The sequence below is a fragment of the Mycolicibacterium obuense genome (assembly GCF_055397605.1).
In genome coordinates this window covers 3,449,470-3,475,574 of sequence record NZ_AP043663.1, presented here as the reverse complement: position 1 = coordinate 3,475,574, position 26,105 = coordinate 3,449,470, and the positions used below count along the sequence as shown (strand labels likewise).

The window sequence follows — 26,105 nt, the reverse complement described above, 5'->3', positions numbered from 1 at the left end:
CCGTGCCCACGCCCAGCGGCCCGACATCGTCGACCGGCGCCGTCGCCACACCGCACCGGCTGGCCACCGACGCTGCCGCCGAGGTGTACCGCGACGGCGGAACCGCCATCGACGCGGCGATCGCCGCCGCTGCGGTTCTCACCGTCGTCTATCCACACAACGTCGCGCTCGGCGGGGATCTCATCGCGCTGGTGCGCACCCCCGACGGCGCCATCTCGTGCGTCAACGCCTCGGGGTGGGCCGGTGCCGCGGCGGATCCGGTCGCGATGCGCGCCGTCCACGGGGACCGGTTGCCCGACCGTGGTGTGGACACGGTGACGGTGCCGGGCGGGGTGCGCGGGTGGGAAGCGTTGCGGGGCTTCGGTAGTCGTCTGCGCTGGAGCAGGTTGCTCGAACCGGCCGAACGAGTCGCCCGCAGCGGGGTGCCGGTGGCCCCGTCGGTCGCCGCCCACCTCGACGATGCCGAGAACGCCGATCTGGCGGGCATCATCGACTTCGACAGAGTGTTCCGCCCCGGCGGTCGGTCGCTGAGGGAAGGCGAGATCTTCCGCCAGCAGGCGCTGGCCGACACGTTCGCCGCGTTGCGGTTCGGCGGACCCGACGAGTTCTACACCGGAACGCTGGGGCAGCGCACGGTGGCGTACCTGCGCTCGCGCGGGTCGGTGCTGCAGGACGCCGACTTCGCCGACTTCGCCGCCGAGGTCACCGAGCCGTTGTCCGTGCAGTTCCGCGGCCTGACGGTGTGCACCAGCCCGCCCAACACGCACGGCTTCGTGATGCTGCGGGCGCTGCGGGCTCTCGAGACGCTGGGCGTGCGTGCACCTCTCGGCGACGACCTGCCGACACTGATGCAGATCTTCGGGCACGCCAACCTGCTGCGGACCGCGCATCTGGCGGACCCTCGACAGGCCGATGTGGACGTCGCCGCCCTCGTGCACGGCGACGTGGGCGCGCGTGCGACGCTCGCGGGCGCTCGCGACATGACGGGTTCAGTGCCCGCGGGCGACACGGTCGGTGTGGCGGCGGCCGACGGGCAGGGCTTCGCCGTGTCGCTGATCCAGAGCGTGTACCACGCTTTCGGCTCGGGACTGATCGATCCGCAGACCGGCATCCTGTTCCACGACCGCGGAACGAGTTTCGACCTCACCCCCGAGTCCCCGAACGTGTTGGCACCGCGCAAGCGGCCTCGCCACACGCTGATGCCCGCGCTCACCACCGAGGACGGTAAGCTCCGGCACGTGCTGGCCACGATGGGCGGGCAGGGCCAACCGCAGATCCTCGCCGAGATCCTGCTGCGGATGCTCGACGGCGCCGCCCCAGCCGATGCGGTGGCGGCCCCGCGGGCGATCGTCGGGCGTCAGACCCATCTCGCCGGTGCCGACACGGTGTCCATCGAGGACGGCTTCGACGCATCCGCCCGGGCGGCGATGGCCCAGTCGGATCTCGACGTGATGCAGCTGCCGGCCCACAGTGAGTCCTGCGGTCAGGCGAATGTCGTTGCCGCCCATGCGGACGGATCGTTGGTGGCAGCGAGCGATCCGCGCTCGGACGGCTCTGCCGCCGTCGTACACCACGTGCGTCTTCCGGCTCGCCCGTGATCCGTCATCTGCGGGTCGGCATGATGCTGGCGCTGACCGCGGTGACGGGCGCGCTCGATGCGGTGGGCTACCTGAGTCTGGACCGGGTGTTCACCGGGAACATGACCGGCAACGTGGTGATCCTCGGGATGGGCATCGCGTCGGAGGAGGGTCTTCCCGTCGCGGGCCCGCTGATCGCACTGGGCGGCTTCACCCTGGGCGCGATGGTGGCCGGCCTGCTCACCCGCGGTCGAGCAGCCGGCTGGAATCGCGTCGTCACCCTGACCCTGTGGACCAACGTCATCATCCTCGCCGCAGTCGCGACGGTGTTGACGATCGCCGCGCCGGCCGGGGGATCGGTGGGCGGAATCGCCTGTGCGACAACGCTCGCTGTCGTGATGGGAATGCAGGCCGCGATTGCGCGATTCCTCGCCGTGCCGGACATGACCACCGTCGTCGTCACCTCGACCATCACGTCGTTCGCCGGCGAGACGCTGCTGGCGGGCGGCCTGGGGTGGGTCGCCCACCGGCGACTGTGGGCCGTCGTGCTGATTTTCGCCGGCGCCCTCGTGGGCGCGTTGCTGACCAGGGCAGGCGTCGGCGTGCCGGTCTATGTGGCCGCGGCGGTGGTACTCGTCTGCGCGGTGGTGGGGCACCGATACTGGAATCGCGTGCCCCACTGAGGCGTCATGCGACCCCGACGGCCACGGAGTCCGGAGCAGACGATCTCGCCGACGGCTCGGCGGGCAGTCGGGTGTCCCACCAGTTGTCGGGTTGAGCGGTGGCCCACCCGTTGATCGCCTCGAGTGCGGCGGCCAACGACACCAGCAACGGTTCGCTGTTCGCCGGGCCCATCAACTGCACGCCGATCGGCAACCCGTCGGAGGTGAACCCCGCCGGCACGTTGATCGACGGCCAGCCCAAGAGGTTCCACGGCCAGGTGGCCGGGCACGCCCGGATCATCGCACGGTCGGTGGCCAGCCCGCTCAGACCGTCGAACGCATCGATGCGCGGAGGGGGAAGCGCGGTGGTCGGGGCGAGCACCACGTCGGCGATGTTGAAGATCCAGCCGACCCGCTGCCGGGTGACGGCCTCGTGGGCGCGGGCCTTGCGCAGGATGTGCTCGGAGAGCACCCGACCGGTCCGCGCGTTGGCCCGCGTGCGCGGATCCCAGCGGGGGCCCGGCCCCAGCCGGTCCATCCACTGCGGGATCCCCGCGGTGGAGCGTGCGAGGAAGTTCCACGACATGCGAAGGTCGTAGTCGGGGTCCGCGGCGATGACCGTGTGGCCGAGTTCGGTGAGTTGCCGCGCGACCGATTCCATCGCCGCCCGGATCTCGGGGTGCAGGCTGGCCCGGAAGACCGTGAACGGAAACTTGGTCGACATCGCCACGCGCAGCGGCCCGGGTGCACGCGACACGTGGTCGGACACCGTCACCGGCGGCGGGGTGTGCAGGTCGCCGGGGGCGTTGCCCGACGCCGCGTCCAGCACCAGCGCGGCGTCGCCGACGGTGCGGGCCAGCACGCCGTTGACGGTGATGCCGTTGAACGCCTCGGCCAGCGGGGAGGTGGAGATCCGCCCGCGCTGGGGTTTGATGCCGACCAGATGGGTCCACGCGGCGGGGATGCGGACACTTCCCGCCCCGTCCGAGCCGATCGCGGCCGCGACCAGGCCGGCCGCGACGGCCGCTGCGCTGCCGCCCGACGAACCGCCCGGGGTGTGGTCGCGGGACCACGGATTGCGGGTGTGCCCGAACGCGGGCCCGCTGGTGAATGGCCACTGGCCCAGTTCGCAGGTGTTTGTCTTGCCGACGATCACCGCGCCTGCTGCGCGCAGCCGGCGGACCACCTCCGCGTCGGCGGTGGCCTCGGGGACGTCGCCGTCCGCGCCGAACCGGGTCGGCACGCCGGCGACGTCCACGTCGTCCTTGACGGCGATCGGGATACCGAGCAGGGGGAGGGTCGAATGATCCTGTCCCGCAGCACGTTTGCGGTCGGCGACCGCAGCTTCGGCGAGCGCGGACTCGCGCAGCACCACCCGGAAGGCGTTCAGGGTCGGTTGGCTGGCCTCGATCGCATCGAGGGAGCGCCGCACCAACTCGACCGACGTCACGCTGCCGCTGGCAAGCGCGAAGAGCTGATTGCCGAGAGTGGGAAATCGAGTACCGGGGGCGGGAGGTGCGACCATCAGTGACCAGAGTATCGGCGCTGCGAACCCGATATCCATCCCGAACAGTGGAAGACTGGTCGGATGCGTCTGTACCGGGACCGAGCGGTGGTGCTCCGTCAGCACAAGCTCGGGGAAGCCGATCGCATCGTGAGCCTGCTCACGCGCGATCACGGGCTGGTACGCGCGGTGGCCAAGGGGGTGCGGCGCACCCGCAGTAAGTTCGGGGCGCGGTTGGAACCGTTCGCGCACATCGACGTTCAGCTCTATCCCGGCCGCAATCTCGACATCGTCACCCAGGTGCAGGCGATCGACGCGTTCGCCTCCGACATCGTCAGTGACTACGGCCGCTACACCTGCGCGTGCGCGATGCTCGAGACGGCTGAGCGGATCGCCGGTGAGGAGCACGCGCCGGTGCCCGCGCTGCATCGCCTCACCGTCGCCGCCCTGCGTGCGGTCGCCGACGGGGCCCGGCCGCGCGACCTCGTGCTCGACGCCTATCTGCTGCGCGCGATGGGCGTCGCCGGGTGGGCGCCGGCACTGACCGAATGCGCCCGGTGCGCCACGCCGGGTCCGCACCGGGCCTTCCACGTCGGTGCAGGCGGCAGCGTGTGCGTGCACTGCCGGCCGTCGGGTTCGGTCACGCCGCCCCAGGGTGTGCTGGATCTGATGGCCGCCCTCTACGAGGGCGACTGGGAGCACGCGCAGACCTCCACCGCGGCGCACCGCAGCCAGGCCAGCGGACTGGTGGCAGCGCACCTGCAGTGGCATCTGGAGAGACAGTTGCGAACACTGCCCCTCGTGGAGCGGGTGGACAGAAAGAGCGGGCAGACCATCAGGCAGGATATGGCGCATGGCAAGCAAGCGAGCGGGGAAGAACAGCTACCCACAGCTGCCCCCGGCGCCTGAGGACTATCCGACGTTTCCGGACAAGTCCTCCTGGCCGGTGGTCTTCCCCGAATTGCCGCCCCGCACCAACGGCAAGTTCGCCCGCCCTCCGCAACACACGTCCAAGGAGGCCGCCCCGCAGATCCCGGCCGACCAGGTGCCCCAGCACGTCGCGGTGGTGATGGACGGCAACGGCCGGTGGGCCACCCAACGTGGACTGGGCCGCACCGAAGGCCACAAGATGGGCGAAGCGGTGCTGATCGACATCACCTGCGGTGCGATCGAGCTGGGCATCAAGCACCTCACCGTGTACGCGTTCTCCACCGAGAACTGGAAGCGCAGCACCGAAGAAGTCCGCTTCCTCATGGGCTTCAACCGCGAGGTGGTGCGGCGTCGCCGGGAGAACCTCAACGACATGGGCGTGCGCATGCGCTGGGTGGGGTCGAGGCCCCGGATGTGGCGCAGCGTGATCAAGGAGTTCGACATCGCCGAGGAGATGACCGTCGACAACGACGTCATCACGATCAACTACTGCGTCAACTACGGCGGGCGGACCGAGATCGTCGAAGCCGCTCGTCAACTGGCCCAGGAAGCGGTGGACGGCAAGATCAATCCGAGCCGGATCACCGAGGCCGGCTTCGCCAAGCATCTGCACCGCGCCGACATCCCCGACGTCGACCTGTTCATCCGCACCTCGGGGGAGCAGCGGGCCAGCAACTTCCTGCTGTGGCAGGCCGCCTACGCCGAGTACGTGTTCCAGGAGAAGTTGTGGCCCGACTACGACCGCCGCGACCTGTGGGCGGCGTGTGAGGAGTACGTCCAGCGCAACCGACGCTTCGGCAGAGCCTGATGGAGCTCGTCGAGCGGCTCCCGGTGGTGTTGGCGGACGTCCTGCCGGTGCAGCGCGAGGACGACGGCGCGGTCACCGTGCCGCACGAGCAGACGTTCGCATCGCTGCGGGTGGTGACGATCGCCGAGGGTCTCGAGCTGGTGTCCCTGACGCAGGTGCTGGCCTGGGATCTGCCGCTGACCGCCGCGGTGCGGGCCGAGGTCGCCAAGCATGCCCAGGACACGCTGCTCGGCACGGTGTCGCTGGTCGAGAAGATCGGCGCGAAGGGCGCGGGCGGCGCGCGCAAGACCGGGGACGTGCTGCTGCGCTACAACTTCCCGGCGGCCGGGCTGACCGACGACGCGCTGCGCACGCTGATCCTGATGGTGCTGGCCACCGGCGCCGACGTCCGGCGCGCGCTCGTGGCCTAGTGTCGCCTCTGTGCGCATAGTTCTGCTCTTCGTCGGCGTCGTCGTCGCGCTGTTCGGCACCCTGTTCTTCCTGCAGGGGATCGGCGTGGTGGGCGGCAGCCCGATGACCAACACCACCACGTGGTCGGTGCTCGGTCCGATCATCGCGCTGGTCGGGATCGTGATTGCCGTCCTCGGGTGGCGCCGCCGCGGTTAGCGACGGGCGGCCCGGCAGCGGTCGCACACCCCGAAGATCTCGATCGTGTGGGTGACATCGGAGAAGCCGTGGTTGCGCGCGATCTCGGCCGCCCACGTCTCGACCTCGCCCGCGGAGATCTCCACGGTGGAACCGCACTCCCGGCACACGAGGTGATGGTGGTGGTGCTGCGAGCACAAGCGGTACACCGATTCGCCGGTGTCGGTGCGCAACGTGTCGACCGCGCCTGCGGCGGCCATCTGCTGCAGCGTGCGGTAGACCGTGGTCAAGCCGACGCCCTCGCCCCGTTTGCGGAGTTCATCGTGCAGCTCCTGCGCCGATCGGAAGTCGTCGAGGTTCTCCAGCAGGGCGGCCAAGGCGGCGCGCTGGCGCGTCGAGCGAACGGCGCCGGTCACGGTGCCTGCTCCTCGTCTTCGGCCGCGTGCGTGACGGCGGCGACGACGATCTCGGCGAGATGGTCGTCGACGAGGCGGTAGAGCACCTCGCGGCCGGACCGTTCGCCGGCGACCACGCCGGCAGACTTCAGGATGCGCAAGTGCTGGCTCACCAACGGCTGCGGCACATCGAGCGCGTCGACCAGCTCGTGGACGCATCGAGCTTCTCGGTGCAGTTGCAGCACGATCGCGATACGGACCGGAGCGGCCAGCGCCCGCAGCAGATCCCCGGCCGTGTCGAGGACCGCCCGGGACGGCAGATCGGAAGGTGGGGTGCCGGTGTGGTCGTGCTGCTCACCACCGATACTGGAAACGGTTTTCATTAGGCCCCACGATACATGCAGACCCGTGCATGTCAATCGGATCCCGTCGCGCAAGGCGGGGTCCCGACCTCGCTACGCTGTGAACCCGTGGCTCCGACTTCGATCATCGACACTGTTGCAAACCTGGCCAAGCGGCGCGGTCTGGTCTTCCAGTCCGGTGAGATCTACGGCGGGACCAAGTCGGCATGGGACTACGGCCCGCTCGGCGTCGAGCTCAAGGAGAACATCAAGCGGCAGTGGTGGAAATCTGTCGTGACGGCTCGAGATGATGTTGTGGGGCTGGATTCCGCGATCATCCTGCCGCGCCAGGTGTGGGTCGCCTCCGGCCACGTCGAGGTGTTCAACGATCCGCTGGTGGAGTGCATGAACTGCCACAAGCGGCACCGGCAGGACCACCTTCAGGAGGCGTACGCGGCCAAGAAGGGCGGCTCGCCCGACGACGTTCCGATGAGCGAGATCGTCTGCCCGGACTGTGGCACCAAGGGGCAGTGGACCGAGCCGCGCGACTTCAACATGATGCTCAAGACCTACCTCGGCCCGATCGAGTCGGAGGAGGGTCTGCACTATCTGCGGCCGGAGACCGCCCAGGGCATCTTCGTCAACTTCGCCAACGTTGTCACCACCGCCCGCAAGAAGCCGCCGTTCGGTATCGGCCAGATCGGCAAGAGCTTCCGTAACGAGATCACCCCGGGCAACTTCATCTTCCGCACCCGCGAGTTCGAACAGATGGAGATGGAATTCTTCGTCGAGCCGTCGACCGCGCCCGAGTGGCACAAGTACTGGATCGAGACCCGCCTGCAGTGGTACATCGACCTCGGCATCCGGGCGGAGAACCTGCGCCTCTACGAGCACCCGCTGGAGAAGCTGTCGCACTACAGCGCCGGCACCACAGACATCGAGTACAAGTTCGGGTTCTCGGGCAACCCGTGGGGCGAGCTCGAAGGCGTGGCGAATCGGACTGATTTCGACTTGTCCACGCACGCACAGCATTCCGGTGCAGATCTGACGTTCTACGACCAGGCCAGCGACACCCGGTACACGCCGTACGTCATCGAGCCGGCAGCCGGTCTGACCCGCTCGCTGATGGCGTTCCTCGTCGACGCCTACACCGAGGACGAGGCGCCCAACGCCAAGGGCGGTGTCGACAAGCGCACGGTGCTGCGGCTGGACCCGCGGTTGGCGCCGGTCAAGGTGGCGGTGTTGCCGCTGTCGCGGCACGCGGATCTCTCGCCCAAAGCGCGGGATCTGGCCGCCGAGTTGCGGCGTTCGTGGAACGTCGAATTCGACGACGCGGGCGCCATCGGCCGCCGCTATCGCCGTCAGGACGAGATCGGCACCCCCTACTGCGTGACCGTCGACTTCGACTCGTTGGAAGACCACGCTGTGACGATCCGTGAGCGGGACGCCATGACGCAGGAACGGGTGGCGCTGTCCGGGGTGTCGGACTACCTGGCCGTCCGCCTCAAGGGCTGCTGACGCTCTTCCCGCGAGCTGGGGGTACCTCCCGCTTGCGGGGGAGCGTGTCTGCAGCCGACACACCGGCATCTTCGTGAACAACACGCACGCTCACGCCGCCTGGGCGCGCTCCAGCGCGGTGTCTATGCGCCGCAGCATCGCTGCCGGGTGTTCCCGGACATCGTCGAACACCACCGAGATCAGCGTCCACCTCATCTCGTTCAACGCGGCGCGTTTCTGCCTGTCCCGCTGGAACTGATCGCGATCGCTGTGCCAGTCGAAGCCGTCGTACTCGACCGCGACGCACTGATCGGGCCAGGCGAAATCCAGTCGCCACGTTCGGCCGTGGAGGTCGACGATCTCGTACTGCAGTTCCGGAGTCGGCAAGCCGCTGTCGTGCACCACCAGACGCACTTCGCTTTCCATTGGGGACTCGGCCCGCGGGTCGGCCAGCGGAATGAGGTCGCGCACCGCGACGATGCCGCGGCGGCCCGACTGTCGTGCCGCCGCCGTGATGAGCTGGCGGCGATCGCAGGTGCCTGTACGCAGCGCGGCGTCGAGCGTGGCCAGCGCACGCGGCCGGCGAAGTGACCTGGCCACCTCGACGGCCGTCCACGCAGGCGTCGTCGCATAGCGTCCGTCGACGATCGTGAGTGGAGCGCCGTGTCGCCGATGCACGATGAGGCCGTCGGAGTTCCGCAGCTGGTGTCCTGGCGGCGTGAGTACGTGCAGGTCGCCGGTGTCCTGAATATCGAAGCCGTAGGCCGCGGCAGCGGTGTTCAGGCAGATCGCGACAGGTGCTCCGGCGCGAAGGTCGAGGCCGCGCAGTCTCAGGATGGTGTCGGGTTCGTTGCGGCTGTAGACACCCGGCCACACCTTGATCAGGTGACCTCCGCGGATGTCGCGGTCCAATCGACTGCGACTGAGATGCTCGAGCAGTTGCGCGGACGTGGCCACGCCGCCTTGAGCAGTGAACAGAACTTCCAGTGACATGGCGACGATCGTGTCCCCGCCAGCGGGAGGGGTGATGCACCATTCGCGTCTTCTGGGGATGAACGCCGGGTTGGGGATGACGAGCGTGCGCGAAGTTGGCTCAGAACCCGGAGTGTCGGGTGCAGACACGCACGCTCGGCAGGGTCAGAAGCGGCCGCCGCCGCCGCTCATGCCGCCCCCGCCGCCGCCAAAACCCCCGCCGCCTCCAAAACCGCCGCCAAACCCGCCGCCGCCGAAGCCGCCGCGCATCGCCCCGGAGAGCACGTTGCCCAGGATGATGCCGCCGATCACCGCGCCCATCTGGCCACCGCTGCCACCGCCGCCGTAGGGCCCGTTGAAATGTTGCTGCGCGGCCAGCACATCGTTGTTCGCCAACTGCTGTGCCTGCGCGGCGAGCATCGCCGCCCCGTTCGCATGCGCGATGGCCTCGTTCAGGTTGCCGGCTCGCTTGTCCTGCGCCGCTTGCAGTTGCCGCACCGCCTCCGACAGCCGGGTGCGCGCTTCGGGGCCGATGACGCCGCGCCGGGTGTCGATGTAGTCCGACACCGCCCGCACCCGCGACTGCGCCGTGAACAGTGCCTGATCGTAGGTCCGCGTCAAGCGCGCGATGGTCTCCCGCTCCTCGGCGACGTCGGCGAGCAACCGGTCGAGTTCGGCGTCGGCCTGGGTGAGCCGGGTGAACGTGCCCAGGGGATCACTGGCGCCGTCACTCTGCGCGTGCGCCACCGCCGCCACCGCCGCGTCGCGGGCGGCACCGAGCTGGGTGGCGACAGCGATGTTGCCTTGCGCCAGTTGGGTTCCTGCAGCCGTGATGCCGTTCTGCGCATCGGCGATCGCGGCGGGCAGACCCGCCACCGCCCGGTTGATGTCGGTGGCTGCGCTGTCGACCGCATCGAGCAGTGTGCGCGCCTGGCCCAGTGCGGCCTCGGCGGCGTGTATCGCATCGACGAGCCCGCCCTGCCGGTCCGCGGGCCGGGCGACCAGGGCGCGCCCCGAGTCGATGTTCTGTTCGGCGAAGGTCAGCCGCTGTCGTGCCTCGTCGATGTTGTCGGCCACCGACGCCAGCGCGGTCTCGGCGAATTGGGTTTTCAGTCCGGTCAGGGTCTGGTTCGCCGGCTCGATGCGCGCGGTCAGATCGACCACCTGCTGGGTGAGGGTATCGAGCCGGCTGGGGGCGTTGATCACCAGATCGCGCAGCTGTGCAAACGCCTCGCGCTGGGCTTCGAGTTCGCGGTCGGCCTTGGCGGCGGCGACGACGACGCGAGTCAGTAGATCGCGCTGCTGCTGGGGCGTCTCGGGGATGGCGTCGTCGAGGATGTGGCGCACGTTGAGCGCCTGCGCCAGCGTGGTCTTGGCCGCGGCCACCGCAGCCGTGAACGCGGCGGTGTCCTGCTCGCCGAATTCCTCCACGGCGAGCGCCAATTCGCTCTCGCTGGTGCGCACGGCGTTGTCGACCTCGACCACGATGCGGCGAGACAGGTCGTCGAGTGCCTCCAGCGAGACACCGGCGAGCGCCGCCGGATCGGACGGGTCGACGCGCTGCGCGGCGGCGATCTCGGCCTCGCGACGCTTCGCCCGCCGCCTGCGCTGCCACAGCACGAGGATCACGACGCCCAGCGCGATGACGCCCAGCGCGATCACCAGGCCCAGCCAGCTGCTGCCGGAGGTGCCGCTGGCGGCGAGCCCGTTCGCGGCGGCCACCGCAGCACCGGCCCAGTCCTGTGTGCGCAGCAGCGGTTCGACGTCGTTGCGGCGCAGCGTGTCGACGTCCACGCTGCCTACCGCCTCGGTCGGGGCGAGCAGCGCGTAGGCCCGGTCTACGGTGGCCACCGCAAGAATCGCGTCGGAACTTCCCAGATCACTCTGTCGGTAGGTCGCCTGTGCCCAGCTCTGCGCGTCCTGACCCGAGAAGTTGTCGACGTAGACCACCCACAGCCGGATCCGCCGATCGTTGTAGAGCCGGTCGATCGCGTTCTGCACCTGCGTCGTCTGCGCGGGATCGAGCGCGCCGGCCTGATCGGTCAGGTAGGTCGGCAGGCGCAGCGGTGCGGTGGCGCTCGCCGCCGGCGCCAGCAGGCCCGCCGCGATCCACAGGACGGCGAGCAGGCCGAGCGAACGAGCAATGCGCATGCCCTCAATCTAGTGCTCGCAGGGCTGGCAGACTGTGGCCCGGTGAACCGAACAGAACGCTACGACGCGGCGGACCGGGAGCGGCGGGTAGCCGAGCCCGCGAAGAGCGCCGCGCTGCCCGGAACCGACTCCGAGCACCGCTCGGATTTCGCCCGCGACCGCGCCCGCGTTCTGCACTGCGCTGCGCTGCGCCGGCTGGCCGACAAGACCCAGGTGGTGGGTCCCCGCGAGGGAGAGACGCCGCGCACCCGGCTGACCCACTCACTGGAAGTGGCGCAGATCGGCCGCGGGATGGCGATCGAACTCGGCTGTGACCCCGACCTGGTCGATCTCGCGGGGCTGGCCCACGACATCGGTCATCCGCCGTACGGGCACAACGGCGAACGCGCCCTCGACGAGATCACCAAGACGTTCGGGGGTTTCGAGGGCAACGCGCAGAACTTCCGGATCCTGACTCGGCTGGAGCCCAAAGTCCTTGACGCACAGGGGCGCAGCGCCGGCCTCAACCTGACCCGCGCGTCCCTCGACGCGGTCACCAAGTATCCGTGGCCGCGGATCGGGGAGCGCCGCAAGTTCGGTTTCTACGGCGACGACATGGCCGCCGCGGAGTGGGTGCGAGCCGGGGCGCCTGCCGAGCGGCCGTGCCTGGAGGCCCAGGTGATGGACTGGGCCGACGATGTCGCGTACTCGGTGCACGACGTCGAGGACGGGGTGATGAGCGGGCGTATCGACCTGCGTGTGCTGGCCGACCCCGATGCCGCCGCGTCGCTGGCCCATGTGGGCGCGGGGTCCTTCCCGGCGCTGACGCCGGACGACCTGATGGCCGCCGCCGAGCGGCTGTCCCGGGTCCCGGTGGTGGCGGCGGTCGGCAAGTTCGACGGCACTCTGGGCGCGTCGGTGGCGCTGAAGACCCTGACCAGCGAGCTGGTCGGCCGGTTCGCGAATGCGGCCGTCACGGCCACGACGGCGACGGCGGGGCCTGGTCCGCTGCAGCGCTTCTCCGCAGATCTCGAGGTGCCTGTCCTGGTGCGCGCCGAGGTGGTGCTGCTGAAGACCCTTGCACTCCAATTCATCATGTCGGACCACCGGCATCTGCAGATCCAGTCCGATCAGCGCATCCTGATCCAGGAGGTCGCGTTGGCGTTGTGGGGGCAGGCCCCGGGCAGCCTCGACCCGCAGTTCGCCGCCGAGTTCGTCGCCGCCGACGACGACGGTGCGCGGCTGCGGGTGGTGGTCGACCAGATCGCCTCGTACACCGAAGGACGGTTGGAACGAGTGCACGAAGCCCGGACCCCGCGCCCTCTAGACTGACCGCGTGGCGGGCGACGGTACGCGGGGACGGGGCAGGATCCCCGATCGCGACATCGCCGCCATCCGGGAGCGCGTCAACATCGACGACGTCGTCGGTGACTACGTGCAGTTGCGCCGCGCCGGTGCGGACTCGCTCAAGGGTTTGTGCCCCTTCCACGACGAGAAGTCGCCGTCGTTCCACGTCCGCCCCAATCACGGGCATTTCCATTGCTTCGGCTGTGGTGAGGGCGGCGACGTCTACGCGTTCCTGCAGAAGATCGAGCATGTCAGCTTCGTCGAGGCCGTCGAACTGCTCGCCGACCGGATCGGCTACACCGTCACCTACACCGGCGCGTCGACGACCAACGTGCAACGCGACCGGGGGAGCCGCAGCAGGCTGCTGGCCGCCAACTCGGCCGCGCAGGAGTTCTACGCCGAGGCGCTGCAGAGCGCTGAAGCCGCACCGGCCCGCCAGTATCTCATCGACCGCAACTTCGACGCCGAGGCCGCCGCCAGGTTCGGCTGTGGCTTCGCCCCGTCGGGCTGGGACACGCTGACCAAGCATCTGCTGCGCAAGGGCTTCGAGTTCAAGGAACTCGAGGCCGCGGGTCTGTCGCGGGAGGGTCGCCGCGGCCCGATGGATCGGTTCCACCGCCGGCTGCTGTGGCCCATCCGCGCCGGCGGCGGGGAGGTGATCGGCTTCGGGGCGCGTCGGATCTTCGACGACGACCAGATGGAAGCCAAGTACGTCAACACCCCCGAAACCGTGCTGTACAAGAAGTCAGGCGTGCTGTTCGGGCTCGACCTGGCCAAGCGGGACATCGCGAAGGCGCATCGCGCCGTCGTCGTCGAGGGCTACACCGATGTGATGGCCATGCATCTGGCGGGGGAGACCACCGCGGTCGCGTCGTGCGGCACAGCCTTCGGCGACGGCCATCTGGGGCTGCTGCGCCGGTTGATGATGGACGACAACTGGTATCGCGGCGAGTTGATCTTCGTCTTCGACGGGGACGCGGCGGGGCAGGCGGCCGCGCTGAAGGCCTTCGACGGGGATCAGCAGGTGTCCGGAAAGTCCTTCGTCGCAGTGGCTTCCGACGGGATGGACCCCTGCGATCTGCGGTTGAAATCCGGCGACGCGGCGCTGCGTGATCTGGTGGCTCGGCGCATCCCGATGTTCGAGTTCGCGGTCCGCAGCCTGATCCCGGCGGGGGACGTGCTCGACAACGATCCGCAGGCGCAGGTCGACGCCCTGCGCCGGTGCGTGCCGCTGGTCGCCCGCATCCGGGACTACGCGCTGCGAGACGAGTACGCGCGGCGGTTGGCGGGCTGGACCGGGTGGCTCGACGAGGCGCAGGTGCTCGGCCGGGTGCGCGAGGAAGCCGCCAAGCGGGGGATGCCGGACCGGTCGCGCCGCCGCGCAGCGACGACGGCTGAGCCGGCGGCTGCGAGCCGGCCACGCCCGGCCGACGGCGCCACCCGGCCTAACCCGGCCGATCCGACGCTGTGGCCGCAGCGCGAGGCCCTCAAATCCGCACTGCAGTATCCGGCGCTGGCCGGTCCGGTGTTCGACTCGCTGGCCGCGGAGAGTTTCACCCATCCCGGGTACACCGCGGTGCGGGCCGCGATCGAGGCTGCGGGTGGCACCGCGGGTGGTCTGACCGGGGCCCAGTGGATCGAAGCTGTCCGCGAACACGCAGCCAGTCCGGCAGCGGCGAACCTGGTCAACGAGCTCGGGGTGGAGGCGATCAACGCCGACGACGAGCGGCTGCCCCGCTACATCGGGAGCGTGCTGGCTCGGCTGCAGGAAGTGTGGATCGGCCGCCAGATCGCCGAGGTCAAATCGAAACTGCAGCGGATGTCGCCGGTCGAGCAGGGCGACGAGTATCACGCGCTGTTCGGGGACCTGGTCGCGATGGAGGCCTACCGGCGCAGCCTGCTCGAACAAGCAAGTGGTAACGACCTGACTGCATGATCGGGCGCGCCGGGTTATGGTGTGTGCGTCAGCAGTCGGGGAGAAGGCGAGTTGTCTGTGATGTCCGTGCCCACCATTCGCACCCACGCAGCGCGACTGATCGTCGGCGCCGTTGCCGCCGCGGCTGTCGCCGTCCCGATGTACGCCTCGCTGACCAGCCCCGAGGCCACTGCGCAGGCCGGCCCGAAGTGTCTCGCCTGGTTCGGCAATCAGGAAGACGGCCACTGCCTCGGCTACTCGAACGGCACCCCCGCGGCGATCGGCACGCCGGGCGTCGCGTTCGGTAACGGCGGCATCACCACCGGGCCGCTGCTGCCCGGGACGTCGTTCAACTCCAACTTCGGCTAGCGCTTTTCGCCTGCCGCTCGCCGCTCGACCTGCCCCGGCCCGTACACCTCGGTGCCGGGGTCGATCGGCGTGACTTCCACCATCGTCGGATCGGGTGACACCCGTTCGGCGATCTTGCGCCGTCCCGCGTCGATCACCGCGCGGGCGGCGGGGCTGCCCGTGACGGCACGGTAGGTGCCGGCGAGCTGTTCGTATCGCTGCCGTCCGGCCTTGGTGCCCAACACGTAGCCGACGGCCGCAACGGCCACATACCCGATCACAGGACTCCTCCACAGCACTCTCGCAAGGCGGCGCACTACCCGTTCCGCGCCACTCGTCTGGTGTCCATCCTGCCTCACGAACGGGGCTGCGCGCCGGTCCGGCAACGCATTGGCAACCGCGGCCCGCCGTAGGCTAGAGTGCTCTCTGGCCCGCGGCGCACCATCTGCGGGAGGTGCAATCCCCTGTAGCTCAATTGGCAGAGCATTCGGCTGTTAACCGAAGGGTTGCTGGTTCGAGTCCAGCCGGGGGAGCTCACAGCGTCACAGCGTCACCGGTGGCCGGCTCGGATGAGGACATCTTCGCCAGCATCAGCCAGACCATCGTGGTCAACGCCATGAACACCGCCTGCAGGGTGACGGTGAATGCGACATATTCATGCCACCCGGTCAGCACATCGTCGCAGCCGCTGCCATCGAAGGGCAGCGTGGACAGCGCGAGCACCAGCGCCAGACACATCACTGACACGGTCACCAGCGTCGAGACCCGCTGCACGGGGTCCCGCAGGAAGGTGCCGAAGAAGTTGAACTCCACGCCGAGCGTCAGCAGCAGCACGGGAAGCGCCTCGGCGATGTGTTGGAAGTACGCAGGATTGACGCCTTCGGAGCACAGCTGCGCCAGCGCCGTGTGCTGCTCGTACAACGGCAACTGCGCGATCTCCCGCAGGATCTCCGGTGCCGCGACCCGCACCGCGTTCGGCTCGAAGTAGTTCGTCCAGACAGCGGCGCCAAGACAGGCGGCGCAGCTCCCGACGATCAGCGGTACGGTCGCGCTGACCCGCTGCCAGTCGGTCGGCATCGCTGCGCGAGCCCGCGAACTGAACAGCGTCCGAGGATCGGCGTTGACCGAGGACATCATCAAGACAGCCACTGCGGCCACCAAGGCCGCCGCGGATACGGCATCCACCGCCGCGGCCGCGTCGCCGACCACGATGTAGAGCCCGTCGACGCCGCACGCGATCGCGAACCCGGTCCACCACCATCCCCACAGGCGGCTCGACCCGCCCTCGATGCGTCCGATCTGACGCTTCAGCGATGCGACGCCCGTGAGGACCACGACGTCCGCGACGAGGACACCGGCTCGCCACAGGGGCGACGCGGATCTCCCGACGACGTCGAAGACTCCACCCGCGATCAGGTCGCTGCTCGCGAGGACCACGGCGAGCAGGATCACGACGCCAACCACCTCGCGGTCGATGCGTCGGGTCGTCGCCACGGCGCGACAGTAACCGGTCGGTGATCATGGCTTGCGGCTTTGTCCAAACGCGTGCACGCATGGTCGGCCTTGCGATGAATGCGGCGCCGCAGGGCAGTCTGACATCCATGGGAAAACTCATCTACGGCTTCACCGTCTCGGTGGACGGCTACATCGCCGACGCACACGGCTCGATCGACTGGAGTACGCCGAGCGACGAGCTGCACCAGTACTGGAACGACTTCGAACGCGAGACCGCACTGTCGTTCTACGGGCGACGGCTCTACGAGCTGATGTCCGCGTACTGGCCGACTGCCGACGAGGCCCCGGACGCGGAGCCTCTGATCGTCGACTTCGCCCGTGTCTGGCGGGCCATGCCCAAGGTGGTGTTCTCCCGCACCCTGGCATCCGTCGACTGGAATTCCCGCCTGGAGCGCGGTGACCCGGTCGAGGTGGTCCGCCGGCTGAAGGCGGACACCGACGGTCAGATGGAGGTCGCCGGTGCGACGCTGGCCGCGCCGGTGGTGCGGGCGGGCCTGGTCGATGAGTTCCGGATCGTCGTCGCACCCGTCGCCGTGGGCGGCGGCACGCCGTTCTTCCCGACCCTGCCGTCATGGATCTCGCTGCGGCTGCTGGAGAACCGGACATTCCCGGGCGGCACCGTGCTGCTGCGCTACGAGGCTACCGGCGACAGGCGATAACTTTGACGCCATGCGTGTGTCGACTGCCCTCGTCGTGGTGACTGCGGCAGTGACCGCCGCATGCGGCTGGAGTCCGCCCAGCCCGGCGCCGACGACCACTCAGGCCTGCGGACCCGGCCCGGACGCGCAAGCGGTCGCCACGGAGATCTCGATGTTGCCGCAGGCGTTCTGGACCGAAAGCGCGCGCGGGCACGCGGCGGACTGCCGGCTGAACTGGGTGGTGGTCAGCTCCGGCGCCGCATCGGACAGCCCGCAGCAGGTGCTGTTCTTCGATGGCGACAAGGGCATCGGATCCCCGACACCGGAGCCGCGGCCCTACATCAGCGTCGCCGCACAGGGCGATCACGATGCCCGCGTGCAGTATCAGTGGCGGCAGGGCTCCGATGCGGCGTGCTGCCCCACCGGAGTGGGGACAGCACGCGTCACGCTCGAAGAGGGCCGGCTGACGATTCTCGACCCCATCCCCGGGCCCTGACTCAGATCACGCCTGCAGACGTCGCATCCTGACGGGTGTGCTCGTCGGCGTCCGGGATGTGTTCGGGGTGCAGCATCTCGGCGTACCGCAACTGCTCGGGGATGCCGAAGCCGTCGACCAACAGTTCGGCGTAGGGCCGAAGCCGCTTGCAACGGTCGTTGATCGCGCGGGTGACGGCCTTGGCGCGTTCGGTGGACAGGTAGCGGTGCTCGACGAACCACGACTTGTCCTCTTCGATCACGGTCAGTGCGTACAGGTCGCACACCAGGCCGAGGATCTCGCGCGCGGTCCGGTCGTGGCAGGAGTCGATGCCGGCCACGAACGCTTCGAACACGATGCGGTCGATGTGGGCCTGCGCCACGTGAAGCACGTGGTCCTGCACGGAGTTGAACGCCTCGAACGCGCTCATCTCCTTGGACTTGCTCTGCAGCCGCCGCGCCACCGATGAGGTCATGTACTCCTCACGGTCCTCGAGCATCTTGGCCTGGGTGCCGCGGTTGAAGAGGCTGCCCTCTTCCTCGTTGTCTTGGCGGGAATCCAGGACTGTTTGCATGATCGTCTGTGCCGCAGTGCGTTTGAGCACCCGCTCCCCGGCGAATCGGGCCGCGAAGCCGACCCACTCGACCGGGCTCATGCCCTTGATGTCGTCGGCGTAGGCGGTCAGCAGTTCCTTGGCCACCAGCTGGAACAACACGTGGTTGTCACCTTCGAAGGTGGTGAACACGTCGGTGTCGGCCTTGAGCGCGATCAGGCGGTTCTCGGCGAGATAGCCGGCGCCACCGCATGCTTCACGCGCCTCCTGGATGGCGCGGGTCGCGTGCCAGGTGTTGGCGGCCTTCAGGCCCGCGGCCCGGGATTCGAGCTCGCGCTGCTCTTCGGGGTCCGGGTCGTCGGCGGTCTGCAGCTCGTGGCACTTGGCCACCAGCTCGTTCTGCGCGAACTGCAGCGCGTACGAGCGGGCGATCAACGGGAACAGCCGGCGCTGGTGGATGAGATAGTCCATCAGCAGCACCTCGCCGCCGTCGGGGTCGGAGAACTGGCGTCGTTGCAGCGCGTAGCGCGTTGCGATGTCGAGCGCGACGCGGGCGGCGGCGCCGGCGCTGCCGCCGACGGTCACACGGCCGCGGATCAGCGTGCCGAGCATGGTGAAGAAGCGCCGGTTCGGGTTCTCGATCGGGGAGCTGTAGGTCCCGTCCGCTGCGACGTCGGCGTACTTGTTGAGCAGGTTGTCGCGGGGAATGCGCACGTTGTCGAACTGGATGCGGCCATTGTCGACACCGGGCAGGCCGCCCTTGTAGTGGCAGTCCGACGTCGTGACACCGGGCAGGTCCTCACCGGCCTCGTCGCGGATGGGTACGACGAAGCAGTGCACGCCGTGACCTTCGCCGTCCGGGGTGATCAGCTGTGCGAAAACCGTTGCGAATCGCGCGGTTTGAGCTGCGCCGCCGATGTAGTCCTTGCGCGAGGACGGCGTGGGGGAGTCGATGACGAACTCTTCGGTGGCCGGGTCGTAGGTGGCCGTCGTCTCGAGGGACTGGACGTCGCTGCCGTGGCCCGTCTCGGTCATCGCGAAGCAGCCGAGCACCTCGAGGTCGATGAGCTTCTTGACGTAGGCCTCGTGATGACGCTCGGTACCGAGGTTTTCGATCGCGCCGCCGAACAGGCCCCACTGCACGCCTGCTTTGACCATCAGCGACAGATCGCTCATCGCGAGCATCTCGATCTGCGTGACTGCGGCTCCGACGTCGCCGTTGCCGCCGTGCTCCTTTTTGAAGCCGTCCTCGGCGGCGCCGCGCGCGGCCATGATCCGCAGCTGCTCGGCGACCTTGGTGCGAGCGATGACGGTGTTGGGGGTGTAGTGCGGTCGGAAGACGTCGTTGCTGAGTTCCTTGCGCACCTTGTTCTTGGTGTCGCGCCAGCGGCCGTCGAGGCAGTTCCGTAGATGCTCCGCAGTGGTGGTCATATGTCGACGGTAGCCCGCGAAACCGTCGGACAAACTGTGATGTCACAAACCCGTCCGAAGCCGGTCCGAACCCTCCGGTGACTCGAGCCCGGGCCGGGGCGTTCAATGGTCGCCATGACCGAGTCACCGGGGGAGCAGGCGGGAGTGCACGTCGAGGATCATCGGCACGCCGATGTGACCGGCGGGTGGCTGCGCGCCGCCACGTTCGGAGCGATGGACGGGCTGGTGAGCAACACCGCGCTGATCGCCGGTGTGGCCGCCAGCGCCTCGGCGCACACCGTCGTGATCAGCGGCGTGGCGGGGCTGCTGGCCGGCAGCTTCTCGATGGCGCTCGGCGAGTACACGTCGGTCACGACGGCCAACGAGCAGATCGACTCCGAGGTGCATGTGGAGCGGAAATCCTTTGCGCGTCAACCCGAGGCGGAGCAGGCGGAGCTGGTGGCCAAGCTCGTCGCGCTCGGGATGTCCGCCGAGACCGCTGCCAAGGCGTCGGAGGAGATCCACCAGGACGATCACAAGGCGATCAACTTCCACCTGATCCAGGAGCTCGGAGTCGACCCCCAGGACAAGCCGTCACCGTGGCTGGCGGCCGGCTCCTCGTTCGTGATGTTCGCGATCGGGGCGATCATCCCGCTGATCCCGTATCTGCTCGGCTACGAATCGCTGTGGGCCGGACTGGCTTTCGGCGGAGTGGGGCTGCTGCTGGCCGGAGCCGCAGCAGCCCGCATCACCCGCCGGTCACCGATCGTCGGCTCGGCGCGGCAGTTGACGTTCGGCGCGGTCGCGATCGGCGCGACCTACCTCGTCGGGCACCTGATCGGCGTCGCCGCGACCTGAACGCTCAGCTCTCGTTGCCTACGGTGACGGCCTGGGCCTCGTCGCGCAGCTCCTCGAGCTCGGTTTCCTCGTCGTCGATGTGGGTGAGATGCCGCCGCGATGCGGTCAGCACCAGCGCGCCCAGCAGGACCGCTCCCGCGCCGACCCAGAACGGCAGGTGCACGCTCACCTGCTCGCCGAGCACGCCGGCGAGCCACGGGGCGACGGCGGCGCCGGAGAACCGCATGAAGCTGTAGGCGGCCGACGCGACTCCGCGTTCCACCGGGGCGGCCTTCATCACGGTCTCGGTGATGAGTGTGTTGTTGATGCCGATCCACAGCCCCGCCACGACGACGCAGGCAGCCAGGACGGCCTTGTGGTCGGTCCACACCGCCATCGCGGCCAGCGTGACGGTCATCAACAGCAGGTTGACCACCAGCGTGCGCACGGTGCCGAAGCGGTGCTGCAGCCGTGGGGCCACGAACACCGAGGTGAAGGCCAGGGCTAGGCCCCAGCCGAAGAAGATCAGCCCGATCTCCTGTGCGCCCATGTCGAGGGGGAACGGGGTGAACGCCAGCAGCGTGAAGAAGCCGAAGTTGTACAGCAGTGCGGTGACCGCGACGCCGAGTAGGCCCCGGTGCGCGAGCGCCCGGAACGGATCGGCCAGCGTGGTGGCCCGGGCTGCCGGCGGCGTGGCGGGCAGCAGGAACGTGGTCACCACCAGCGCGATGGCCATCAACACCGAGACTCCGAAAAACGGCCCACGCCAGGAGATCTCACCGAGGACACCGCCCACGAGCGGGCCGACGGCGATGCCGAGACCCAGCGCCGCCTCGTAGAGGATGATCGCCTGGGCCACCGATCCACGCGCCGAGCTGACGATCGTGGCCAGCGCGGTCGCGATGAAGAGCGCGTTGCCCAAGCCCCACAGTGCCCGCCACCCGACGATGCCCATCACGGTGTCGGAGAGTCCGGCCAGCCCCGCGCCGGCGATGATGATGACCAAACCGATCAGCAGCGTGCGCTTGGGGCCGATCCGGCTGGACACCACGCCGGTGATCAGCATCGCGACACCCATCACGGCCATGTAGCTGGTGAACAGCAGGGAGACCTGGGACGGGGAGGCGTTCAGGTTGTCGGCGATGGGCTTGAGGATCGGGTCGACGAGACCGATCCCCATGAACGCGACGACGGACGCGAACGCGACGGCAAGGGTGGCGCGGTTTAGTGAATGGCGCATCCAAAAACTGTATAGAAAACCTATGGACAATCTCAAGCTGCTCAGCGGTGGCTATCGCCACCCTCGTCTGGGGAATACCGTGTGGTCTGGCATGGCTCAACATGTGGATCGCTTCAGTTATGGCCATGGGGCCGAGAATAGCCATCTACCTGCGACAATCGCATGATCACAATGATGACGAGAAGGCCGCCCGGCGTCACCGTAAAGAGTGTCGCCAACTCGCCGCTACGCGCGAGTGGGTGGACCTGGTCGAATACGTGGACAACAACACGTCGGCCAGTGATCGAAGCAAGGCGCGCCCGGCGTACCGGCGCATGGTTGTCGATATTGAGGCCGGACATGTCCAGGGCATCATCGCGTGGGATCTAGACCGGCTGTACCGCCAGCCGCCTGAACTGGAAGACCTCATCGACCTGGCTGATGATCGTGACCTTCTTTTGGTCATAGCCACCGGCGACGCGGACTTGTCGACTGACAACGGTCGAATGTTTGCGTGCATAGAGGGTGTGATGGCCAAAGCTGGAGGCGAGCGGAAAGCTGCCCGATGGAAATTGGTTCATGACGGTCACGTGTGCACGCCGCGCCGTAGCAGAGGCGGCGGGCATCTCAGAGTGGAATGCGAAGCAGGTGCTGGCTTCTCTCACCGCGAAGGGCTACCTGACCCAGGCCTCACCGGGACGAGGCGGCAGCGCAGCCAACCGCCGCGCAGCCATCTACAGGCTCGCGCCCGTCAGCCACCACCCATATACACACCGGGGGGTTTTTATGGGTGGTGGGACCGAGAAGCGTGGGGCTGGTGGCCGTTGTGGCGGCTATCGGCTCTCGTGCCAAAACCGTGTGCCGAGAAGCTTCCTGCGCTTCGTGTGCGCATCGCGTGTCGGCAGTGAAAGACATTGGCGCGCAGTAAACTCAAGCCATGGCCAGCGGCAGGGAACCGGCCCAGCCGAAGAACTCCAGGAACAACACTGTGAAGGACTTCGGCGATAAAGCTCTCGCAAAGGCGAAGAACATCAACGAGGATCGAATGATGGCGCTGGCCCTGCTGCTGCCTAGCGTCATTGGTGACGATGCCGACGACATCGTCATTGAGGTCATGAACAAGATCATCAAATCGGGGCGTGCACCGCAGGTCATGGCCAGCCTGGCCGCGCAAACTGGCCACCTCCTCCGTCTCGAATGGGGGAAGACCATGCCGAGCAGATCATGGAGGACTGGTGTAACCAGGTCTCAGAGGCAAATCGCTCAGAGCTCCTCGTTGAGCTCTTCCTGGACCGCCTGTTCTCATGACGGTGATTCTTGGACCCCTCGCGAGGCCTACGCGAACCCCTAGCCTGGGTCCGTCAAGCGCCTGGCTGCTCGTCAGGCGGTACCAAGTCCTCCACGTACCAGACGTTGTCGGACAACGGGAGTGATTTCGGGACAGTCTTCGAGCCAGATCGATCCATAGACCGCCCGACCAGCTCAATGTCGATCGTGTCCTCGACACGGGGGCCGACGATTAGAGTGATCGGACCGAAGGCGCGCGTCTCACCAGGGGTGAGATCGCCTATCCCGACGGTAATTTCGCTCCCTGTATCAGTCCTCTCGGTCCTCACCGATGGACCTCCACGCAGGGGTGGCGGCGGCAGCGCCGTCCGACTTAAGTTGGGGAGTTCGTAGGGGTCGACTGACGGTATACCCAGACTCGAGGGCCACTGCGGAAAACTGGGTAGTGACTTCGGCTCGGCGCTGTCGACGATGGCCAGACTTCCGCGAGGCACCCTGATGACCAACTGCACATCCTTCGCCGACTTAGCGGTGGTGTTCTTGACCAAGAAGCTGACCTTATTGCGGCCGGTCTCGACGATGCGGTAGGTGACGATGTCAAGGAGGCGGCGACGGGCGGTTGAGAGATGTTTCCGGACCAGCCCCTCGAACTCCTCAGCCTGACCGGGCTTTTGATAGTAGCGCCGACGAAACCATTCGTCGGCCTTCTCCTCGGTCGATAAGTCGGCTACGGGCTCATGCGTCGAGCGGTCAGGACGCGTCAGCGGAGGCTTTTCTACTGTTTCTTGGATAGCGGCCTCTCGTCGAGACATCCATTGCTGTAAGGCATCCGCGTCGATCTGGAGTCGCCACAGCAGGGGGGCGCCGGGCCTGACGTCAAGGTCCAGGTCGAACTCGGTTTCCCGGCCTCCTTTGAGCAAGCGCTTTTGGAGCATCTGCATCGCGTCGTACTTGGCCTGCTCGGTCCCCGCGTGTCGCCGGTGGAACACCGTTCCGTCCTGGGACTTGTCGAAAGCTCTCTTGAGAGCGTGGATTGGGTCTCCGTCGCGGGGTGCCTCGACCACGACCACGAGGACATGTACACCGTCATGGTCAACATCGAAGGCGGTCCAGCGGGGGCCGTCGTCAAGGTAAGCACTGAGCTTCTGGCTCAGGGTTGCGTGGTCCATCGGTGTGGTTCCCGGCGCGTTCTGCGGCTCGGCCCCGATGACCATGTACGCGACCCCCTGGCACGCCGCCGCAGCGATCTCGGGAGACCTATTACTGAAGCCGAGGATGGTCCTGGCCACGGCGTGCTTGTCCTTGGGGGTATCGAGGTCGAGCCTGACCTTCCACTCGATCCAGTTGGCCTCGTTTGTGCCCTCCGTGGCCTCAGCAACGGCTCTGACGAGGCCGGCGAGTTCATTTGGTGTCCGGAACGCGCGAGTGGTGTCGACCCTCAACGACATGACTGGGCACGTTACGCCCAGGGTGTGACGCCGTCCGGGCATCGGCTCGGGGCCGGGGGTGGAATTGTCGTTGATCAGTGCACGAGACTGCGGCACGCTGATCACCGTGGGAACACTAGACAGCGCGTACGCGAAGGCTGAGCAGGCCAAATTGCACCTCGACCGGCTGCAACAGTCGATTGAGGATTACCGCGCCGCTGACCCCTACGAGTTCACCAGCGAGGTCGTTGACCACCTCCTGCAGCCCGAGATGGTCGTGGTCAAGTTCCGCGTCAAGATCAAGCAACCCCAGCCCGGTGACTGGGGGCTGATCGCTGGTGACGTCCTGAGCAATCTGCGCGCGGCGCTGGACCACGCGCTGTTCGGCCACGCCGCCTCTCGGCAGACGTTGACTGAACCCCAAGAACGCAAGCTCCAGTACCCGTTGATCACAGATGCGACCAAGTGGCCCGCTGCGCAGGCCAGCCTCGCGACCTTCGTGGACCCGGCTGTCCTCCAGGTCATCGAGGACTCGCAGCCTTTCAAGTCCGTGGGTCAGGCGGACTGGCACTCGCTCGCCCTTTTGAACGTGCTGGTCAATCGGGACAAGCATCGGCAAGTCCGCGTGGTCAACTACAACAACGAGCTGTTTAACGTCACTGAGTCCGACGCCGACGTCGTGAGTCTCGACGATGCGCCGCGCCAGTTGGTCGACGGTGATGTAGTCGCATCCCTGGTGCTCCGCCGTCCGGATCGAGTGCCGGGCATGCCTCCTCGTGACGTGTCGTCGCGCTTGGGTGTTGAGTTCGGCTATACCGAGAACCTGGAACTGCCAGTCGTCAACGTATGGAGGTCCGTGACCGTCGTCCTACCGACTCTCCACAAGAACGTCGTTCAGGCCCTCGACGAAATGAAGCGCGTAGGTGCTTGACTTCGCGTAATCGGCTCCGGTGCAACGTCTTCCACCGCACGCGGTGGTAGTTGATAGTTAGCTAAACGATGCGTGCCGCTCTGCGCGTATCACTTGACTAACTCTCTGACCTGGTCGTCAATCGAAGACGTCTGGCAAAGCTGTGTCCAATTCCGGCTCAGGTCAGCACAATCCCTAGTGCGACGGCTTTTGCCCAAGGGGGAGAGCCTGTCTCAGCTACAGGAACTCGATCAACGCTTCAAAGGCGCTGCCGCCTCCCTAGCCAGCGCTCGGCAGCGGGGGACGGCAGGTCCCCGCCCACCACCACCTACGGAGGACGCTCATGCCTGCGCTTACCTACTTCACCGCGCGACTCATCTACCGGGCCATCACTGCCGATGCGCCGGAAAAGACTGGCGGAGACGTTAACACCGATCCGGAACCAAAGGGCATCCACAGCGGCGTCACCATCACGCTATCCATCAAGAACTCAACATCTATTGACGTCAACGACATTCAGGCCGCGACGCTTAGCCCCGACATCGCCATGCTGTTCTTGGCGCCCGTACGCGCGCGCCTCGACAACGGCCAGCTAAAGGTCGCCGCAGAGCAGCCTGACGTGCGACTCGTCGCGCAGACGCCGGTCCTGGGTCTGCCCGCAGAGGCCCTGCTGTGCTACCACTTCGACTTCTTCAGCGTCACGTTTAACGGCGGTCCCCAGGAGTTGGTGAGCTTCGCGGTTGCGACGCTCACCACTGACACCGTGCTCAATCTCGCTACCGCCACTCGCATCCCGCTGTAAACAACCTGCTCGCAGCGCGGC

At 67.7% G+C, this 26,105-nt stretch carries 27 protein-coding genes and 1 tRNA gene; 18 read left to right on the top strand and 10 right to left on the bottom strand.

The window, feature by feature from the left end:
- Nucleotides 1-2 precede the first annotated feature (2 nt).
- Nucleotides 3-1,598 (top strand): gamma-glutamyltransferase family protein, encoded by a 1,596-nt coding sequence (locus tag ACZ50N_RS16500; RefSeq protein ID WP_464473322.1) that lies wholly within the window; start codon nucleotides 3-5, stop codon nucleotides 1,596-1,598.
- The gene (locus ACZ50N_RS16495; RefSeq protein ID WP_236694161.1) at nucleotides 1,595-2,260 is read left to right on the top strand and encodes a YoaK family protein; all 666 of its coding nucleotides are present in this window, start codon (nucleotides 1,595-1,597) and stop codon (nucleotides 2,258-2,260) included. Before ACZ50N_RS16500 ends, ACZ50N_RS16495 begins: the two co-directional genes overlap by 4 nt.
- Before the next feature lie 4 nt (nucleotides 2,261-2,264).
- On the opposite strand, the gene ACZ50N_RS16490 is transcribed toward ACZ50N_RS16495, so the two are convergent.
- Nucleotides 2,265-3,764, bottom strand: coding sequence for an amidase (locus ACZ50N_RS16490; RefSeq protein WP_048422882.1), 1,500 nt, complete (start codon nucleotides 3,762-3,764; stop codon nucleotides 2,265-2,267).
- A 63-nt stretch (nucleotides 3,765-3,827) separates the two neighbouring features.
- Between ACZ50N_RS16490 and recO the strand changes: the two genes are divergently transcribed.
- Genes recO through ACZ50N_RS16470 form a run of 4 tightly spaced genes read left to right on the top strand, consistent with a single transcriptional unit; the run spans nucleotide 3,828 to nucleotide 6,087 of the window.
- Nucleotides 3,828-4,652: a DNA repair protein RecO gene (gene recO / locus ACZ50N_RS16485; protein ID WP_133413908.1), complete on the top strand. Its 825-nt coding sequence runs from the start codon at nucleotides 3,828-3,830 to the stop codon at nucleotides 4,650-4,652.
- Nucleotides 4,597-5,481: a decaprenyl diphosphate synthase gene (locus tag ACZ50N_RS16480; protein ID WP_048422831.1), complete on the top strand. Its 885-nt coding sequence runs from the start codon at nucleotides 4,597-4,599 to the stop codon at nucleotides 5,479-5,481. Before recO ends, ACZ50N_RS16480 begins: the two co-directional genes overlap by 56 nt.
- Entirely contained in the window at nucleotides 5,481-5,891 is a 411-nt protein-coding gene (locus tag ACZ50N_RS16475) for a hypothetical protein (RefSeq protein ID WP_048422832.1), read from the top strand. The genes ACZ50N_RS16480 and ACZ50N_RS16475 overlap by 1 nt, the downstream gene beginning before the upstream one ends.
- Before the next feature lie 10 nt (nucleotides 5,892-5,901).
- Nucleotides 5,902-6,087, top strand: coding sequence for a hypothetical protein (locus ACZ50N_RS16470; protein WP_073685469.1), 186 nt, complete (start codon nucleotides 5,902-5,904; stop codon nucleotides 6,085-6,087).
- Here the strand turns inward: ACZ50N_RS16470 and ACZ50N_RS16465 are convergent.
- Complete coding sequence (locus ACZ50N_RS16465; RefSeq protein ID WP_046366633.1) at nucleotides 6,084-6,482, bottom strand: Fur family transcriptional regulator; 399 nt, start codon at nucleotides 6,480-6,482, stop codon at nucleotides 6,084-6,086. The genes ACZ50N_RS16470 and ACZ50N_RS16465 overlap by 4 nt on opposite strands.
- Nucleotides 6,479-6,844: an ArsR/SmtB family transcription factor gene (locus ACZ50N_RS16460; protein WP_046366634.1), complete on the bottom strand. Its 366-nt coding sequence runs from the start codon at nucleotides 6,842-6,844 to the stop codon at nucleotides 6,479-6,481. The genes ACZ50N_RS16465 and ACZ50N_RS16460 overlap by 4 nt, the downstream gene beginning before the upstream one ends.
- Nucleotides 6,845-6,931: 87 nt before the next feature.
- On the opposite strand from ACZ50N_RS16460, the gene ACZ50N_RS16455 reads away from it, so the two are divergent.
- Entirely contained in the window at nucleotides 6,932-8,320 is a 1,389-nt protein-coding gene (locus ACZ50N_RS16455) for a glycine--tRNA ligase (RefSeq protein ID WP_464473321.1), read from the top strand.
- A 90-nt stretch (nucleotides 8,321-8,410) separates the two neighbouring features.
- Here ACZ50N_RS16455 and ACZ50N_RS16450 read toward each other — a convergent pair whose 3' ends face one another.
- Both ACZ50N_RS16450 and ACZ50N_RS16445 read right to left on the bottom strand, forming a co-directional pair.
- The gene (locus ACZ50N_RS16450; RefSeq protein WP_046366636.1) at nucleotides 8,411-9,292 is read right to left on the bottom strand and encodes a type IV toxin-antitoxin system AbiEi family antitoxin; all 882 of its coding nucleotides are present in this window, start codon (nucleotides 9,290-9,292) and stop codon (nucleotides 8,411-8,413) included.
- A gap of 144 nt (nucleotides 9,293-9,436) precedes the next feature.
- The gene (locus ACZ50N_RS16445) at nucleotides 9,437-11,422 is read right to left on the bottom strand and encodes a TPM domain-containing protein (RefSeq protein ID WP_464473320.1); all 1,986 of its coding nucleotides are present in this window, start codon (nucleotides 11,420-11,422) and stop codon (nucleotides 9,437-9,439) included.
- A gap of 42 nt (nucleotides 11,423-11,464) precedes the next feature.
- Between ACZ50N_RS16445 and ACZ50N_RS16440 the strand changes: the two genes are divergently transcribed.
- From ACZ50N_RS16440 to ACZ50N_RS16430, 3 genes are read left to right on the top strand one after another with little or no spacing between them, the layout of a single operon-like run.
- Nucleotides 11,465-12,733 (top strand): deoxyguanosinetriphosphate triphosphohydrolase, encoded by a 1,269-nt coding sequence (locus ACZ50N_RS16440; protein ID WP_046366749.1) that lies wholly within the window; start codon nucleotides 11,465-11,467, stop codon nucleotides 12,731-12,733.
- A 4-nt stretch (nucleotides 12,734-12,737) separates the two neighbouring features.
- Nucleotides 12,738-14,684, top strand: coding sequence for a DNA primase (dnaG, locus tag ACZ50N_RS16435; RefSeq protein ID WP_277242621.1), 1,947 nt, complete (start codon nucleotides 12,738-12,740; stop codon nucleotides 14,682-14,684).
- Nucleotides 14,685-14,744: 60 nt separating this feature from the next.
- A complete protein-coding gene (locus ACZ50N_RS16430) occupies nucleotides 14,745-15,032 on the top strand; it encodes a DUF7155 family protein (RefSeq protein ID WP_046363588.1) in 288 nt (95 codons plus the stop codon).
- Here the strand turns inward: ACZ50N_RS16430 and ACZ50N_RS16425 are convergent.
- Nucleotides 15,029-15,292 (bottom strand): hypothetical protein, encoded by a 264-nt coding sequence (locus ACZ50N_RS16425; protein WP_046363587.1) that lies wholly within the window; start codon nucleotides 15,290-15,292, stop codon nucleotides 15,029-15,031. The two genes, ACZ50N_RS16430 and ACZ50N_RS16425, sit on opposite strands and share 4 nt — an antisense overlap.
- Before the next feature lie 179 nt (nucleotides 15,293-15,471).
- On the opposite strand from ACZ50N_RS16425, the gene ACZ50N_RS16420 reads away from it, so the two are divergent.
- Nucleotides 15,472-15,544, top strand: a tRNA-Asn gene (locus ACZ50N_RS16420).
- Nucleotide 15,545: 1 nt separating this feature from the next.
- On the opposite strand, the gene ACZ50N_RS16415 is transcribed toward ACZ50N_RS16420, so the two are convergent.
- Entirely contained in the window at nucleotides 15,546-16,505 is a 960-nt protein-coding gene (locus ACZ50N_RS16415; protein WP_464473319.1) for a hypothetical protein, read from the bottom strand.
- Between the two features lie 107 nt (nucleotides 16,506-16,612).
- Here ACZ50N_RS16415 and ACZ50N_RS16410 point away from each other — a divergent pair, with 107 nt between their 5' ends.
- Both ACZ50N_RS16410 and ACZ50N_RS16405 read left to right on the top strand, forming a co-directional pair.
- Nucleotides 16,613-17,185 carry a dihydrofolate reductase family protein gene (locus tag ACZ50N_RS16410; RefSeq protein WP_464473318.1) on the top strand — a complete coding sequence of 191 codons (573 nt, stop codon included), beginning with the start codon at nucleotides 16,613-16,615 and terminating at the stop codon, nucleotides 17,183-17,185.
- A gap of 10 nt (nucleotides 17,186-17,195) precedes the next feature.
- Complete coding sequence (locus ACZ50N_RS16405) at nucleotides 17,196-17,660, top strand: LppP/LprE family lipoprotein (RefSeq protein ID WP_464473317.1); 465 nt, start codon at nucleotides 17,196-17,198, stop codon at nucleotides 17,658-17,660.
- Between the two features lies 1 nt (nucleotide 17,661).
- Here ACZ50N_RS16405 and ACZ50N_RS16400 read toward each other — a convergent pair whose 3' ends face one another.
- Nucleotides 17,662-19,623 carry an acyl-CoA dehydrogenase family protein gene (locus ACZ50N_RS16400; RefSeq protein WP_046363583.1) on the bottom strand — a complete coding sequence of 654 codons (1,962 nt, stop codon included), beginning with the start codon at nucleotides 19,621-19,623 and terminating at the stop codon, nucleotides 17,662-17,664.
- A 114-nt stretch (nucleotides 19,624-19,737) separates the two neighbouring features.
- On the opposite strand from ACZ50N_RS16400, the gene ACZ50N_RS16395 reads away from it, so the two are divergent.
- A complete protein-coding gene (locus ACZ50N_RS16395; RefSeq protein WP_046363598.1) occupies nucleotides 19,738-20,460 on the top strand; it encodes a VIT1/CCC1 transporter family protein in 723 nt (240 codons plus the stop codon).
- A 4-nt stretch (nucleotides 20,461-20,464) separates the two neighbouring features.
- Here the strand turns inward: ACZ50N_RS16395 and ACZ50N_RS16390 are convergent, their stop codons facing one another.
- A complete protein-coding gene (locus ACZ50N_RS16390) occupies nucleotides 20,465-21,679 on the bottom strand; it encodes an MFS transporter (RefSeq protein WP_464473316.1) in 1,215 nt (404 codons plus the stop codon).
- A gap of 101 nt (nucleotides 21,680-21,780) precedes the next feature.
- Here ACZ50N_RS16390 and ACZ50N_RS16385 point away from each other — a divergent pair, with 101 nt between their 5' ends.
- Nucleotides 21,781-22,566, top strand: coding sequence for a recombinase family protein (locus tag ACZ50N_RS16385; RefSeq protein ID WP_464475661.1), 786 nt, complete (start codon nucleotides 21,781-21,783; stop codon nucleotides 22,564-22,566).
- Between the two features lie 29 nt (nucleotides 22,567-22,595).
- Nucleotides 22,596-23,009: a hypothetical protein gene (locus tag ACZ50N_RS16380; RefSeq protein WP_464473315.1), complete on the top strand. Its 414-nt coding sequence runs from the start codon at nucleotides 22,596-22,598 to the stop codon at nucleotides 23,007-23,009.
- A 10-nt stretch (nucleotides 23,010-23,019) separates the two neighbouring features.
- Here ACZ50N_RS16380 and ACZ50N_RS16375 read toward each other — a convergent pair whose 3' ends face one another.
- Nucleotides 23,020-24,393, bottom strand: coding sequence for a hypothetical protein (locus ACZ50N_RS16375; RefSeq protein ID WP_464473314.1), 1,374 nt, complete (start codon nucleotides 24,391-24,393; stop codon nucleotides 23,020-23,022).
- A 106-nt stretch (nucleotides 24,394-24,499) separates the two neighbouring features.
- Between ACZ50N_RS16375 and ACZ50N_RS16370 the strand changes: the two genes are divergently transcribed.
- Nucleotides 24,500-25,303: a hypothetical protein gene (locus ACZ50N_RS16370; protein WP_464473313.1), complete on the top strand. Its 804-nt coding sequence runs from the start codon at nucleotides 24,500-24,502 to the stop codon at nucleotides 25,301-25,303.
- Nucleotides 25,304-25,625: 322 nt separating this feature from the next.
- A complete protein-coding gene (locus ACZ50N_RS16365) occupies nucleotides 25,626-26,084 on the top strand; it encodes a hypothetical protein (RefSeq protein ID WP_464473312.1) in 459 nt (152 codons plus the stop codon).
- Nucleotides 26,085-26,105 lie beyond the last annotated feature (21 nt).

Excerpts from the sequence above, each read along its gene's own strand:
- ACZ50N_RS16395 (WP_046363598.1), top strand. The coding sequence starts at position 19,738 with ATGACCGAGTCACCGGGGGAGCAGGCGGGAGTGCACGTCGAGGATCAT.
- ACZ50N_RS16405 (WP_464473317.1), top strand. The coding sequence starts at position 17,196 with ATGCGTGTGTCGACTGCCCTCGTCGTGGTGACTGCGGCAGTGACCGCC.
- ACZ50N_RS16375 (WP_464473314.1), bottom strand. The coding sequence starts at position 24,393 with ATGTCGTTGAGGGTCGACACCACTCGCGCGTTCCGGACACCAAATGAA.
- ACZ50N_RS16390 (WP_464473316.1), bottom strand. The coding sequence starts at position 21,679 with ATGCGCCATTCACTAAACCGCGCCACCCTTGCCGTCGCGTTCGCGTCC.
- ACZ50N_RS16385 (WP_464475661.1), top strand. The coding sequence starts at position 21,781 with ATGTGGATCGCTTCAGTTATGGCCATGGGGCCGAGAATAGCCATCTAC.
- ACZ50N_RS16450 (WP_046366636.1), bottom strand. The coding sequence starts at position 9,292 with ATGTCACTGGAAGTTCTGTTCACTGCTCAAGGCGGCGTGGCCACGTCC.
- ACZ50N_RS16445 (WP_464473320.1), bottom strand. The coding sequence starts at position 11,422 with ATGCGCATTGCTCGTTCGCTCGGCCTGCTCGCCGTCCTGTGGATCGCG.
- recO (WP_133413908.1), top strand. The coding sequence starts at position 3,828 with ATGCGTCTGTACCGGGACCGAGCGGTGGTGCTCCGTCAGCACAAGCTC.
- ACZ50N_RS16460 (WP_046366634.1), bottom strand. The coding sequence starts at position 6,844 with ATGAAAACCGTTTCCAGTATCGGTGGTGAGCAGCACGACCACACCGGC.
- ACZ50N_RS16400 (WP_046363583.1), bottom strand. The coding sequence starts at position 19,623 with ATGACCACCACTGCGGAGCATCTACGGAACTGCCTCGACGGCCGCTGG.
- ACZ50N_RS16380 (WP_464473315.1), top strand. The coding sequence starts at position 22,596 with ATGGCCAGCGGCAGGGAACCGGCCCAGCCGAAGAACTCCAGGAACAAC.
- ACZ50N_RS16365 (WP_464473312.1), top strand. The coding sequence starts at position 25,626 with ATGCCTGCGCTTACCTACTTCACCGCGCGACTCATCTACCGGGCCATC.
- ACZ50N_RS16490 (WP_048422882.1), bottom strand. The coding sequence starts at position 3,764 with ATGGTCGCACCTCCCGCCCCCGGTACTCGATTTCCCACTCTCGGCAAT.
- ACZ50N_RS16410 (WP_464473318.1), top strand. The coding sequence starts at position 16,613 with ATGGGAAAACTCATCTACGGCTTCACCGTCTCGGTGGACGGCTACATC.
- ACZ50N_RS16480 (WP_048422831.1), top strand. The coding sequence starts at position 4,597 with ATGGCAAGCAAGCGAGCGGGGAAGAACAGCTACCCACAGCTGCCCCCG.
- ACZ50N_RS16430 (WP_046363588.1), top strand. The coding sequence starts at position 14,745 with ATGTCCGTGCCCACCATTCGCACCCACGCAGCGCGACTGATCGTCGGC.
- ACZ50N_RS16475 (WP_048422832.1), top strand. The coding sequence starts at position 5,481 with ATGGAGCTCGTCGAGCGGCTCCCGGTGGTGTTGGCGGACGTCCTGCCG.